At 65.3% G+C, this 13,782-nt stretch carries 12 protein-coding genes; 9 read left to right on the top strand and 3 right to left on the bottom strand.

The window, feature by feature from the left end:
• Positions 1-17 precede the first annotated feature (17 nt).
• From ACUXV1_RS13210 to ACUXV1_RS13190, 5 genes are all read left to right on the top strand, one after another.
• Positions 18-1,223, top strand: a complete 1,206-nt coding sequence (locus ACUXV1_RS13210; RefSeq protein WP_446015596.1) for a benzoate/H(+) symporter BenE family transporter — start codon at positions 18-20, stop codon at positions 1,221-1,223.
• 104 nt (positions 1,224-1,327) lie between these two features.
• Positions 1,328-2,716: an aminopeptidase P family protein gene (locus tag ACUXV1_RS13205; protein WP_446015595.1), complete on the top strand. Its 1,389-nt coding sequence runs from the start codon at positions 1,328-1,330 to the stop codon at positions 2,714-2,716.
• 151 nt (positions 2,717-2,867) lie between these two features.
• A complete protein-coding gene (betT, locus tag ACUXV1_RS13200; protein WP_446015594.1) occupies positions 2,868-4,889 on the top strand; it encodes a choline BCCT transporter BetT in 2,022 nt (673 codons plus the stop codon).
• A 76-nt stretch (positions 4,890-4,965) separates the two neighbouring features.
• A complete protein-coding gene (locus ACUXV1_RS13195; RefSeq protein ID WP_446015593.1) occupies positions 4,966-6,060 on the top strand; it encodes an NAD(P)/FAD-dependent oxidoreductase in 1,095 nt (364 codons plus the stop codon).
• Between the two features lie 58 nt (positions 6,061-6,118).
• Positions 6,119-6,883 carry a DeoR/GlpR family DNA-binding transcription regulator gene (locus ACUXV1_RS13190; protein ID WP_019102532.1) on the top strand — a complete coding sequence of 255 codons (765 nt, stop codon included), beginning with the start codon at positions 6,119-6,121 and terminating at the stop codon, positions 6,881-6,883.
• A gap of 153 nt (positions 6,884-7,036) precedes the next feature.
• Here the strand turns inward: ACUXV1_RS13190 and ACUXV1_RS13185 are convergent, their stop codons facing one another.
• Positions 7,037-7,759: an SDR family oxidoreductase gene (locus tag ACUXV1_RS13185; protein WP_446015592.1), complete on the bottom strand. Its 723-nt coding sequence runs from the start codon at positions 7,757-7,759 to the stop codon at positions 7,037-7,039.
• Between the two features lie 115 nt (positions 7,760-7,874).
• Between ACUXV1_RS13185 and ACUXV1_RS13180 the strand changes: the two genes are divergently transcribed.
• Positions 7,875-8,702, top strand: a complete 828-nt coding sequence (locus tag ACUXV1_RS13180) for a LysR family transcriptional regulator (protein WP_446015591.1) — start codon at positions 7,875-7,877, stop codon at positions 8,700-8,702.
• A gap of 268 nt (positions 8,703-8,970) precedes the next feature.
• On the opposite strand, the gene ACUXV1_RS13175 is transcribed toward ACUXV1_RS13180, so the two are convergent.
• Positions 8,971-10,164, bottom strand: a complete 1,194-nt coding sequence (locus tag ACUXV1_RS13175; protein WP_446015590.1) for an amino acid aminotransferase — start codon at positions 10,162-10,164, stop codon at positions 8,971-8,973.
• A 137-nt stretch (positions 10,165-10,301) separates the two neighbouring features.
• On the bottom strand, positions 10,302-10,601 hold the full coding sequence (locus ACUXV1_RS13170) for a superinfection immunity protein (RefSeq protein WP_446015589.1): 300 nt from the start codon (positions 10,599-10,601) through the stop codon (positions 10,302-10,304).
• 294 nt (positions 10,602-10,895) lie between these two features.
• Between ACUXV1_RS13170 and ACUXV1_RS13165 the strand changes: the two genes are divergently transcribed.
• From ACUXV1_RS13165 to ACUXV1_RS13155, 3 genes are all read left to right on the top strand, one after another.
• Entirely contained in the window at positions 10,896-12,380 is a 1,485-nt protein-coding gene (locus ACUXV1_RS13165; protein ID WP_446015588.1) for a C69 family dipeptidase, read from the top strand.
• Between the two features lie 244 nt (positions 12,381-12,624).
• Positions 12,625-13,077 carry a GNAT family N-acetyltransferase gene (locus ACUXV1_RS13160; RefSeq protein ID WP_446015587.1) on the top strand — a complete coding sequence of 151 codons (453 nt, stop codon included), beginning with the start codon at positions 12,625-12,627 and terminating at the stop codon, positions 13,075-13,077.
• The gene (locus ACUXV1_RS13155) at positions 13,074-13,721 is read left to right on the top strand and encodes an alanyl-tRNA editing protein (RefSeq protein ID WP_446015586.1); all 648 of its coding nucleotides are present in this window, start codon (positions 13,074-13,076) and stop codon (positions 13,719-13,721) included. The genes ACUXV1_RS13160 and ACUXV1_RS13155 overlap by 4 nt, the downstream gene beginning before the upstream one ends.
• Positions 13,722-13,782 lie beyond the last annotated feature (61 nt).

The raw sequence follows: 13,782 nt of genomic DNA, 5'->3' as shown, positions 1-13,782 counted from the left end.
TTGCAAGAAAGCGCATCATGCCGTCCTCATTCTGGCGCGACCTGTCGCCCTCCGCCGCGCTGGCCGCGGTGCTAGCCCTCTTGGTAGGCTACTCCGGCCCCTTCCTCATCATCGTCCACGCCGCGCAGTCCGCCGGCCTGTCCCCGGCCCAGCTCGGGTCCTGGATCTGGGCGGTCTCCATCGGTTCCGGCGTGGCCGGCCTGTGGCTGTCCTGGCGCTGGAAAGCTCCGGTGATCACCGCCTGGAGCACCCCCGGCGCGGCGCTATTGCTGGCCGCCCTGCCCGGAGTACCCTACGGCGAAGCGGTGGGCGCCTTCCTGGCCGCCGCCGCCATCGTCACCCTGCTGGGCGTCAGCGGCCTGTTCGACCGGCTGATGAAGGTCTTTCCCGCCGCGCTGGCGGCGGCGATGCTGGCCGGCATCCTGTTCCGCTTCGTCGCGGAACTGGCCAGCGCCGCTGGTCACGACCCGCTGCTGGTGGTCAGCATGGCCGCGCTGTTCTTCGTTGGCCGCCGCTTCTTCCCGCGTTACGCGCTGCCGGCCGCCATCCTGCTGGGGCTTGCGCTGGCGGCGGCTCAAGGTCTGTTCCAGACGCTGCCGGCTCATGGCGGCGGCGGCGGTCCGCTGTTCACTCCGCCGCAGTGGTCGTGGAGCGCCTTCTTCAACCTGGCCCTGCCGCTGGCGCTGGTGGCGCTGACCGGCCAGTTCCTGCCCGGCATGGCCGTGCTGTCCTCCTCCGGCTACTCCATTCCGGCGCGCTCGCCGGTGTCGCTGCTGGGCGCGGTGTCGATGTTGACCGCCCCCTTCGGCGGCCACGGCGTGGTGCTGGCGGCAATCACCGCCGCCATCTGCACCGGGCCGGAAACCCATCCCGATCCTAAACGCCGTTACGTGGCCGGCGTGATCTGCGGCGCGCTCTATCTGGTGCTGGGCGTGGCCGGCGGCGCGCTGGCCAGCCTGATTCTGACCCTGCCCAAGGCGCTGGTGGCCACCGCCGCCGGCTTGGCGCTGTTCGGCACCCTGGCGTCCTCCCTGAGCGCTGCGCTGGCCGACGAAGGCCGTCGCGAGGCGGCCTTGATCACCTTCGTGGTGGCCGCCTCCGGCGTCAGCATCGCCGGCCTGGGCGCGCCGCTGTGGGCCTTGCTGGCCGGCGGCGCGGTGGCGCTGATCCTGCGCCCGGCCAAGCCCCGGCAGGCCGAAGCCGCCATCGTCCAGCGTGGTTGAACCGGCACTGGCAGCCCGGCGGCGGGCATGATAAGTTAAGGGACTGGATACAATATTCCGCGCGGCGACCGACCGGGCGGACCCTGCCCACCCTCGAGGAAACCATGTTCGCTGCCACCGTATACGCGCAACGCCGCGCCCGTCTGCAAGCGGCCGGCCTGTCCGGCCTGCTGTTGTTTGTCGGCAATGTCGATTCGCCGATGAACTACCACGACAACACCCTGCCCTTCGTCCAGGACTCCAGCTTCCGTTATTTCTTCGGCCTGAACGAGCCGGGCCTGGCCGGCGTCATCGACGCCGACAGCGGCGAAGCGACGCTGTTCGGCAACGACCCGGACGTGGCAGACATCGTCTGGACCGGCCCGCTGCCCAGCCTGGCCGAGCGCGCCGCGCTGGCCGGCCTGGACCGCAGCAACGCCTACGCCAACCTGGCCTCCACGGTAGCCGCCGCGCGCGCCGCCGGCCGCGCCGTGCATTACCTGGCGCCGTACCGCGGCGAGACCCTGATCGAAATGGGCCGCCTGCTGAACGTTCATCCGGCCCAGGTCAAGGAAGGCTTCTCCGCGCCGCTGACCCACGCCGTGGTGGCGCTGCGCGAGATCAAGGGAGACAAGGAAATCGCCGAAATGGAAGCGGCGCTGGCGGTGACCCGCGACATGCACATCGCCGCAATGCGCCACGCCAAACCCGGCGTGATGGAATACGAGGTAGTGGGCGAGATGGAAGGCATCATGCGCCGCCGCGACTGGCAACTGGCCTATCCGTCCATCTTCTCGCGCCGCGGCGAAGTGCTGCACAACCATCACCACGACAACCGTCTGGAAAGCGGCGACTTGGCGCTGAACGACACCGGCTGTACCTCCGGCGGCGGCTACGCCAGCGACATCACCCGCACCTTCCCGGTGGGCGGTAAATTCAGTCCGCGACAGCGCGAGTTGTACAACATCGTGCTGGACATGCAGCTGGCCGCCATCGAGGCGATGAAGCCGGGCGTGCGCTATCTGGACGTGCACAAGCTGTCCGCGCGCCTGATGGTGGAAAGAATGAGCGCGCTGGGCTTCTTCCGCGGCGACGCCAACGATATCGTCGAATCCGGCGCTTACGCCATCGCCTTCCCGCATGGCCTCGGCCATCAGATCGGCATGGACGTGCACGATATGGAAGGCCTGGGCGAAGATCTGGTGGGCTACGGCGAGGACACCGAGCGCAGCCCGCTGTTCGGCCTTGGCTACCTGCGCCTGGGCAAGCCGCTGAAACAAGGCATGGTGGTGACGGTGGAGCCCGGCATGTACTTCATCCCAGCGCTGATCGAAGCCTGGGCCGCCGAAGGCCGCCACAGCCAGTACATCAACTACGACAAATTCCGCGAATACCGCGACTTCGGCGGCATCCGCATCGAAGACAATGTGCTGGTCACCGCCAACGGCAGCCGCGTGCTGGGCGCGCCGATTCCCAAAACGGTGGAGGAAATCGAAGCCGCGATGGCCGGCTGAGCCGGTCGCCACACGACTCCAAAGCCGCCCACGGGCGGCTTTTTCGCGTCCGGTCGCCTGCGCTCGCCCCCGCGTCGCATTCTGACCAGCCCCCGCCGGTTGCCGATGCTAGTCTCAGCCTTGCCTTGCGCTAGCATCGGGAGACCCCAACATGGCTGCATTACCGGAAACCGGGGCGGCAGACCGCCTCAACCGCACGGTGTTCCTCGGCTCGTCCAGCTGCATTCTGGCGCTGGCGCTGTGGGCGATGCTGGATGCCGACGCCGCCTCCCGCGCCATGGCCTTGATATTGGGCTGGATCACCGAAGGCTTTGGCTGGTCCTACTTCCTGGCCGCCACGCTCTACATCTTGTTTGTTCTCTTCATCGCCTGCTCCCGCTTTGGCAACATCAAGCTGGGGCCGACTCACTCTCGGCCGGAATACAATCTGTTCACCTGGGGCGCGATGCTGTTCGCCGCAGGCATCGGCATCGACCTCATGTTTTTCTCGGTGGCGGAACCGGTCACCCACCTGCTGGCCCCGCCCGAGGGCCCGTCCGGCACCCACGCCGCCGCGCGCCAGGCCATGTCCTGGACCCTGTTCCACTACGGCATCACCGGTTGGTCCATGTACGCCTTGATGGGCATGGCCTTGGGCTATTTCAGCTATCGCCATCAATTGCCGCTCAGCATCCGCTCGGCCCTCTATCCCATCTTCGGCCGCCGCATTCACGGCGCGCTAGGCCACGGCGTAGACATCGCCGCCGTGCTCGGCACCATCTTCGGCATCGCCACCTCGCTGGGCATAGGCGTGGTGCAGCTCAATTACGGCCTGCACTTCATGTTCGACATCCCGGAAGGGGTGCTGCCGCAGGCCTTGCTGATCCTGCTGTCGGTGGCAATGGCCACCCTGTCCGTGGTCTCCGGCGTGGACAGGGGCATCCGCCGGCTCTCGGAGCTGAACGTGCTGCTGGCCATCCTGCTGATACTGTTCGTGCTGTTCAGCGGCAATACCGTGTTCCTCCTCAACGGCCTGGTGCTGAACGTGGGCGACTACCTGAACGGCTTCGCCGGCATGACCCTGAACACCTTCGCCTTCCAGCGCCCAGTGGACTGGCTGAATGCCTGGACCCTGTTCTTCTGGGCCTGGTGGGTGGCCTGGGCGCCCTTCGTCGGCCTGTTCCTGGCACGTATCTCGCGCGGCCGCACCCTGCGTCAATTCATCATCGGCACCCTGGTCATCCCCTTCGTGTTCACGCTGATCTGGATTTCCATCTTCGGCAACAGCGCGCTTGACCTGGTGCTGTCCGGCAACCAGGGCTTTGGCAAGACAGCGATGGAAACGCCGGAACGGGCGTTCTATTCGTTGCTGGCGCAATACCCATGGACGGGTTTCAGCGCCCTGCTCGCCACCGTTACCGGCCTGCTGTTCTACGTTACCTCAGCCGACTCCGGCGCGCTGGTGCTGGGCAACTTCACCTCCTTCCTCAAAGACCCGGCCAGCGACGCGCCCAAGTGGCTGCGCATTTTCTGGTCCCTGGCCATCGGCATCCTGACGCTGTCCATGCTGATGGTGGGCGGCGTGCCCACGCTGCAGAACGCCACCATCATCATGGGCTTGCCGTTCTCCTTCGTGATGTTCTTCATCATGGCCGGGCTGTACAAGGCGCTGCGAAGCGAAGGCATGCGCGAAGACAGCCTCCAGGCCAGCCTGGCCGGCTCGCTGTCCGGCCGCACCCGCGTCCACGCCGATCGGCGGCTGAACCGATGGCAGCAGCGGCTGAGCCGGGCGCTGAGCCATCCGGATCCGGACCGAGCCCGGACCACGCTGGAACAAAGCTGCCTCCCGGCCCTGCGCGAGGTGTGCTCCATGCTGCGCCAGCGCGGCGTCAAGGCGCGGCTGGAAGAGGAAACAGACCCGCAGACCGGCCTGCCGCGGCTGGGCCTGTTCATCGACGGCGACGCCGCCTTTCGCTACCGCATCCAGGCCGCCGTGGCAGCCACGCCCTCCTTCACCATCCGCGCCGCACCCGGCCATGACTGCCGGCTGGAAGTGCACCTGCAGGACGGCGGCCAAGGCTATAGCCTGTGGAGCTACCGCAAGGAACAGATCATCGCCGACATTCTGGACCAATACGAACGGCATCTGCACCACCTCCACCTCGGCCGGCAACCGCAGTCCACCGTCTCATAGGCTTGTGCGCCGCCGGGCTGGACGCCGCCGCCGCGGCGTCGCACCATGCCTTATTCAATCCGGCATGGAGAGCGCGATGGAAACCGTGGAATGCGTGGTGATAGGCGCCGGCGTGATTGGCCTGGCCGTGGCCCGGCAGCTGGCGATGGCCGGCCGCGAAGTCGTCATCGTCGAAGCGGAAAGCGCCATCGGTCAACATACTTCCAGCCGCAACAGCGAAGTCATCCACGCCGGGCTCTACTATCCGCCCGGCAGCTTGAAAGCGCGGCTGTGCGTGGCCGGCCGCCAGCGGCTTTACGACTACTGCGCCCAGCGCGCCATCCCTCACCGCCGCTGCGGCAAACTGATTGTCGCCGTCGACGAGGCCGAGCTGCCGCGTCTGCAAGCCTTGCAACAACGCGCCGCCGCCAACGGCGTGACCGACCTATGCTGGCTGGACGCGGAGCAACTGCAATCCCTGGAGCCGGCTTTGCAAGCCCACGCCGCACTGCTGTCGCCGTCCACCGGCATCCTGGACAGCCACGGCCTGATGCTGGCCCTGCTGGCTGACGCCGAGGCTCATGGCGCGACGCTGGCGCTGAACTCGCCGCTGCACGGCGGCCGTGTAGCGGGCGACGGGCTGGAGCTGGACATCGCCGGCATGCGGCTCCAGGCGCGCTTAGTGGTCAACGCCGCCGGCCTCTGGGCGCCGCGGGTTGCGGCCAGTCTGGCCGGGGTTCCACGTGAAACCATCCCCACCCCCTATTACGCGCGCGGCGCCTATTTCGCGCTGCAGGGCCGTTCGCCGTTCCAGCACCTGATCTATCCGCTGCCCGAGGCCGGCGGCCTGGGCACGCATCTGACGCTGGACCTGGCCGGCCAGGCGCGTTTCGGCCCGGATATGGAATGGGTGGACCACATAGACTACCAAGTGGACCCAGCCCGCGCCGACCGCTTCTACGCCGGCGTGCGCCGCTGGTGGCCGGCCTTGCCCGAACAGGCGCTGGCCCCGGCCTATGCCGGCATCCGTCCCAAAATCGCCGGCCCTGGAGCGGCGGACGCGGACTTTCTGGTCCAGGGGCCGGCGCAGCACGGCGTGCCTGGCCTGCTCCAGCTCTACGGCATCGAATCCCCCGGCCTCACCGCCAGCCTGGCGCTGGCTGAATACGCGGCGGCAACGCTGACGGCATAGCGCCGGGAGGAGTTGTCCGCTTACAATCGGACGGTCTCAACCCGCCGCCTTGCCGCTTATGCTCATTCTGAATCAACGCCAGCAGGAACTGCTGGCCATGGTCAAACGCGATAGCTACGTCAGCGTGGAAAAGCTGGCCGAACACTTCTCCGTCACCCGGCAGACCATACGCCGCGACATCGCGCTGCTGGCCGAGCACCAGCTGCTGCAACGCTATCACGGCGGCGCCAGCGTGCTGTCCAGCGTGGAAAACGTGGCCTACCAGGCGCGGCAAGTGCTGTGCATAGACGAAAAACGCCGCATCGCCGAATGCCTGGCGCGCCACATCCCGGACAACGCCTCCCTGTTCATCAACCTGGGCACCACCACCGAGGAAGTGGCCAAGGCGCTGCACCAGCACCGCGGCCTTCGGGTGATCACCAATAATCTGCACGTGGCGGACACCATGTGCGACTACCCGGACTGCGAAGTCATCGTGCTGGGCGGCATGCTGCGCAAACGCGACCGCGGCATCACCGGCGAAGCCACGGTGCAGCTGATCCGCCAGTTCCGAGTCGATTACGGCATCATCGGCATTTCCAGCATCGAGCTTGACGGCACGCTGCGCGATTACGACTACCGCGAAGTACGCAGCGCCGAAGCCATCATTCAGCAATCACGCCATGTGTTCCTGGCCGCCGACCACAGCAAGTTCGACCGTCCGGCCCTGGTGGAGCTGGGCCATCTGTCGCAGATAGACGCGCTATTCACCGACCAGCCGCCGCCGCCCGCCGTCGTCGAGCTGATGCGGGAAGCGGAGACTCAGCTGTACGTGGCGGACTAACAGCTGCTCAGAGCCTGTTCAAAGTCTCGCGAGCAAGAGCGAGACAAGGCGAAAACGAGCGAAAAAGCGGAGTGTACATGGGGTACATGAGCATTTTGAGTTTGTACTCACCGTGCAACGCTCCACGAAGCGCAGCAGACTAGGAACAGGTTCTCAGGGCTGCTGCCGCGTCGCCGCCAGCACAATCTCGCGGATGCACACGTTCTGGGGCTGCTGATAAGCGTAGACGATGGCGCGAGCCACGTCTTCCGCCGCCAGCACGCCGCCCATCTCCTGTTTCCAGGCTTCATAGCCAGCCTTGATCGCCTCGCTGCTGGTATGCGACAGCAGTTCGGTGTCCACCGCGCCCGGCGCAATCGTCACCACCCGCACGCCGTGGTCCGCCACCTCCTCGCGCAAGTTCTCCGACATCGCGTGCACCGCGAACTTGGTGCCGCAGTACGCCACATGATTGGGGAAGGTCTTGCGTCCGGCCACCGAGCTGATATTGATCACCGTGCCGCGCTTGCGCTCCACCATGCCCCCCAGCACCGCATGGATGCCGTTGAGCAGGCCGTGCACATTAACGTCGAACATGGTTTTCCACTCTTCCGGCGCTTGTTCGGCCATCTGTCCCAGCAACATCACGCCGGCGTTATTGACGATGGCGTCCACCGGCCCGAAGCGGCCCTCCGCCTCCGCCACCGCGGCGGCCAACTGGGCCCGGTCGGTCACGTCCACCGCGAGGCACAGCGTATTCGGCAACGCCAACGCCTCCAGGCGCTCGATCCGGCGCGCCAGCAACAGCAACGGATGCCCTTGCTGCGACAGCAAGCGGGCGGTGGCGGCGCCGATGCCGGAACTGGCTCCGGAGATGACGATCAAGCCTTGACTCATGACAACACTCCTTAAGCAATAGAAATAACTGATGGCAAACTGTTGAGTAGCACTATAATCCGCTCTTGAGTCCGCTAAAAATCGTTTATTCCACTCGCTGTCATCGGTTTAACTTATGGATATTCGCTCGCTAAAAGCCTTTATCGCCGTGTTCGAAGAACGCAACATCACCCAGGCCTCGGCGCGTCTCTATCTGAGCCAGCCTGCGCTGTCCGCCACTATCCGACAACTGGAAGAACAGCTGGGGGCCGTGCTGTTTCAACGCCAGCCGCGCGGCGTGGAGGTGACCGACGCCGCCCGGCTGCTCTATCCTTCGGTACGGCGGCTGGTGGAGGAAGCCGATAGCTTGACGCAGCTGTTTCGCGGCCGGCAGGACTGCCAGCCGCTGATGCTGGGCGTGGCGGCGGACCTGGGGCAGGCCGACGTGGCGCGCGTGCTGGCGGCGGCCTACCGCGCGGTGGACGGCTTGCTGCTGGAACTGGCGGCCGGCTGCGCCGGCGACGCGCGACTGGACGAGGAGGCCAACCGTTGCGAGGACGAGTTGTTCCTGCCGTTGTGGGAAGAGGATTATGTGCTGGCGATGCGCTCCGACTCGCCGCTGGCGGCACAGCCCTTGCTGCGGCCGGGACAATTGCTGGGCCATGACCTGATCGCCTGCCCGGATCACCCCTCGCACCAACGCTTCGCCAGTCTGCTGGGCGTGGCGGCGCGGGAGTTGGCCGTGGCCGCGCGTTGCGCCACCCTGCAACAGGCGGCGACGCTGGCCGCGGCCGGCGCCGGCGTCGCCTTCGTCCCGCAAGGACTGGCCAAGGACCACCCCAAGCTGAGCTGCGTGCGGCTGGAACAGGCGGAACTCAGCCGCCGCGTCGGCCTGTGCTACGCGCCGGACGCCTTGGCCAAGCCGGCGCTGGCCCGTTTGAAGCAAGCCCTGGCCGCCGACTGAGGGCCTGTTTTAAGAGTGGCTGACAAAACTCCGTTTTACGGCTGAGGCAAGGCGCGCCGACGTAGACAGTACATTAATCGGCGCAACGCAGCATCAGCGGTTTTGTCAGCCGCTCTTGGTCTTAGAGCCAGTTCAAAGTCTCGCGAGCCAGAGCGAGACTAGGCGAAAACGAGCGAAAAAGCGGAGTGTACGAGGGGTACATGAGCATTTTGATGCTTGTACTCACCGTGCAACGCTCCACGAAGCGCAGCAGACTTTGAACAGGTTCTTACTGCACCGCGGCGAAAGCCTTGGCCACATAAGGCGCGTTGGCGCGGGTCAAACCGGCCACGCACATGCGGCCGGTACCCACCAGGTAAACGCCGAAACGCTCGCGCAGAGCGTCCACCTGCGCCTGGCTGAATCCGGTGTAACTGAACATGCCGCGCTGATGGACCAGATAGGCGAAGTCCTGCTCCGGCAGCGCCTGCTTCATCACTTCCACCAGAATGCCGCGCATTTCCAGAATGCGACCGCGCATCTCGTTCACCTCGGATACCCACAGCGCTTTCAGCTCGGCATCGCCCAATACCGTGGCGATCAAGCGCGCGCCGGTGGTGGGCGGGTTGGAGTAGTTGCGGCGCACCGTGGCCTTTAGCTGGCCCAACACCAGCTCCGCCTCGGCTTGGTTCGGACACACCACCGACAAGCCGCCGCAGCGCTCGCCGTACAGCGAGAAGATCTTGGAGAAGGAGTTGCTGACCAGGAAGGACACGCCGGCGTCGGCCATCGCGCGGATGGCGTAGGCGTCCTCATCCAAGCCGGCGCCAAAGCCCTGGTAGGCAATGTCCATGAAGGGAATCAGCTGCTTGCGCTTGGCCAGCGCCACCACCTGATCCCACTGCGCATTGTCCAGGTCCGAGCCGGTGGGGTTATGGCAACACGGATGCAGCAGCAGGATGCTCCCGGCCGGCAGGGTTTCCAGCGTGTCCAGCATCGCGGCGAAGTTCACGCCGCGGGTTTGCGCGTCGAAATAGGGATAGCGGTTCACCGCGATGCCGGCGCCTTCGAAGATGGCCACGTGGTTATCCCAGGTGGGATCGCTAACCCACACTTGGGCGTCGGGAAAATACCGTTTGAGGAAGTCCGCGCCCACTTTCAGCGCGCCGGAGCCGCCCAGGGTCTGGATGGTGGCGACGCGGCCGGCGGCCAGCGCCGGGTGCCCCTCGCCGAACAACAATTCCTGCACCGCCTTGCGGTAGGCCGGCAGACCATCCATCGGCAGATAAGTGCAAGGCGGCGTCGGCTGAGCCCTCAGTTTGGCCTCGGCCTGCTGCACCGCGTTCAGACGCGGAATGCGGCCCTGCTCATCGTAATACAGGCCGATGCTGAGGTTGACCTTGTCGCCGCGCGGGTCCTTGCCGAAAGCGTCGACCAGCGACAGGATGGGATCGCCGGCGTAGGCGTCGACGTGCTGGAACATGCGTTTCTCCTTGAGTAGTGTGGTATCGCCTCGTGCAATCATTCAGAACCGGTTCATAGTCTGCTGCGCTTCGTGAACAGGTTCTTACGCCGCCCTCTGAACGGGGCGGTAATAACACGCTATTGTGCCAGACGGATTCAGGATCCGGCCGCCAGATCGTCACGCTTGAGCGCCAGCATCATCGCCGCAATCCACGGCAGGATCAGCCAACCGCCCAGCACGTTAAGCGCCGCCACCAGCTTCAGCCTTGGGCTGCCCACCAGCGCCGCGGTCAGGGTAGGCACCAGGTAGGCGCCGCCCAGGGCCAGCGCATTGCCCAGATACATCGCCCATTGCTGCCATTGCGGCTCGCCGCTGTAAGCGCCGTAAGCCCACAGCGCCAAGGACGCGGCCAGCACCGTGAAGAACAGCTTGCGCGCCATCGTCAGTATTTTCATATTCCTTCCGTTCCCGCCGCGGCGGAACACGCCGCCACAACGAAATGCCAAGCTTAATAAGACTTCCGTCCGGATGGCAAAATCAATTGCATAAATAAGACACTTTGCGCCACATTTTAATGAAACGGCGCAAGATTGATATGCATCAGGCAAGCATGGGATTCTCATTTCAACTAACGCGAACCATCTGCCTACAATCTGCTTGCCCTCACCGCCAAACCGCCGCACGCAAAGCGCGCGGCCACCACGAGCCGTCACCCCCCGCGACTGACCGCTCCATAAGAGGAATGCATCATGACGCCGCGCCCTACCCTGCTTGCCCTGGCCACCGCCCTTGCGCTGGCTGCTCCGCTCGCCGACGCCTGCTCATCGCTGATCGTCGGCAAACAGGCCTCCGCCGATGGCTCCATCATCATCGCCCGCAACGAGGATTATTACATCAATAACTGGAACAAGCGCCTGGTGCTTCACCCGGCACGCGCGGCGGCCAAGGAGGAAACGCTGAGCTTCAAAAACGGCCTGAAAGTGCCGGCTCCGGCACAGTTCTACCGCTACAGCGGACTGATGGACTGGAACGGCGACACTGCCGGCGGCGACGGGCTGTACGAGGAACGCGGCGTCAATGAATTCAATGTGGCGGTATCCGCCACCAATAGCGCGGAAATCAACGCCCGCGCCAAAAAAGCGGACCCCTTGCTGGACAACGGCGTGGTGGAAGCGGTGATTCCCTCGCTGATCCTGCCGCAGGCCAAGACCGCGCGCGAAGGCGTGGAGCTGCTGGGCCGCTATCTCAACCAATACGGCGCAGGGGAAGGCAACGGCGTGCTGATCGCCGATCCGAACGAAGCCTGGTATATGGAGATCGGCTCCGGCCACCACTGGCTGGCCTTCCGCGTGCCTCAGGATAGTTACTTGATGGTGGCCAACGGCCTGCGCCTGCACGACATCGACCTCGCCGACCACGCCAATGTGATCGCCAGCCCCGGCCTGGCCGAGTTCACCGCCAAACACCAGCTGCTGGCCAAAGTAGACGCCAAGCGCTTCAACTTCGCCCAGGCCTTCGGCGTCGTCGGCGACAAATACAATGTGGACCGCGAATGGCTGGGCCAGCACCTGCTGAACCCGGGGCTGCGCCAAGCCACGCGGCAGACTCAATACCCGCTGACGCTGAAGCCTGAGCGCAAAATCGCGGTGGCCGACGTGGCCAAGGTGCTGCGCGCCACCTTCCACGGCACCGCGCTGGCCAAACTGAAGGACGCGGACCGGCCGATGGGCGTGGACCGCACCATAGAAACCCACGTCATCCAGCTGCGCGCCGGCCTGCCCAAGGAGCTGGCGGCGCTGACCTGGCAATCCTTCGGCAGCCCGGCCGGCGCGGTGCTGGTGCCAATGTACGAAAACGCGATGAAGGACATCCCCGCGCCGCTGCGCGCCGGCGCGGCCACTTACGAAAGCGGCTCCGCCTACTGGGCCTTCCGCGCCAACGCCACGCTGGCACAGGCCAAGCCGGACAAGTATCTGCCGGTGCTGGCGCAATGGCAGACGCGGCTGGAACAGCAGTTCCAGGGCCAGCAGCCGGCGGTGGACGCGATGCTGACCAGCCTCTACGCCAGCCAGCCGCAAACCGCCATCGGCTTCGCCGGCCAATGGAGCGGCAGCAATATGCTGAGCGCGGTGCAATCGGCGCGCGACGTGCACGCCGGCCTGCTCACCGACCTGACCAAGGCCAGCGAGAAGAAGTACAGCCCGGAGGAGCTGGAAAAAATCAAAAATCTATAAGAGCCTGTTCAAAATCTAGCGAGCAAGGGCGAGACAAGGCGAAAACCGCTGAGAAAGCGGAATGGTCAAGTGGTACATGAGCATTTCGAAGCGGCACTCACCGTGTCACGCCTCACGAAGCGCAGCAGATGATGAACAGACTCTAAGCGACTAACAGCAGGGAGCGGCGCCGGCAAGCCGGTCCGCTCCCGCCAGCCCGAGCGTGTTATCTTTATGGCATTCCCCTCGCCTAGCTGGCTGCGCCATGATCCTTCACATCGACACCGACCCCGCGCGGCTGGACCGCGAGCGTATCTACCGCTACCTGTCTGAACAGTCCTACTGGGCGCGCCAACTGCCCCGCAACATCTTCGAGCGCTCGCTCGCCCATTCGCTGTGCTTCGGCGCCTACGCCGCTGATGGCGAACAGATAGGCTTCGCCCGCGTGATCACCGACTACGCTACCTTCGGCTATCTGGCCGACGTGTTCGTGGTCGAAGCCTGGCGCGGCCAGGGTGTGTCCAAGCAATTGATGGCGGCGGTCAATGCCCATCCCGGCCTGCAGAACCTGCGCCGTATGCTGCTGGCCACCGCCGACGCCCACGGCCTGTACGCTCAGTTCGGTTTTGGCGCACTGTCGCGGCCGGAGCGGCTAATGGAGCGGCTGGACGCCGAGGTTTACCAGCGGCTGGCGGCGGACGCCGGACGCCCGGCATGAACGTGCGCAAACAGTTCTGGGCCGATCCCTACCAGACCGAGCTGCACACCACGGTGGCGCGGGTGGACGGCCCTCAGGTCTGGCTGGACGCCACCATCTTCTACGCCTTCTCCGGCGGCCAGGAAAGCGACGCCGGCAGCATAGGCGGCCGCCCGGTACTGCGCGCGGAAAAACAGGATCAGGACATCGCCTACACCCTGCCGGACGGCCATGGCCTGAGCGCCGGCGACGCGGTGACGGTGGCAATAGACTGGCCGCGCCGCTACCGGCTGATGCGGCTGCACTTCGCCGCCGAACTGGTACTGGAAACCATTTGCCGCGAGCTGCCCGACGCCGAGAAGATTGGCGCCCACATCGCCGAGGATAAGGCGCGCATCGATTTTGCGCTGGCGCAGCCCATCACTCCGCTGTTGCCCGCTATCGCCGCCAAGGTGCAGGTGTTGATAGACGCCGATCTCGCCATCGTCAGCGCCTATTCCAACGAAGCCGAGCAGCGCCGCTACTGGGAACTGCCCGGCCTTTACCGCGTGCCCTGCGGCGGCACCCATTTGCGCCGCAGCGGCAAAGTGGGAGAACTAAAGCTCAAACGCAAAAACGTGGGCCAGGGTAAGGAAAGAGTGGAAATCACGCTGGCACGGCCATGAAAAACCGCGCGGGCATGCCCGGCGCGGGTGGTTTCACGTGGAACGGCGCTTTACTTCAAAT

It is taken from the genome of Chromobacterium sp. W521 (genome assembly GCF_052805975.1).
This window is presented reverse-complemented; position numbering and strand designations above follow the sequence as displayed.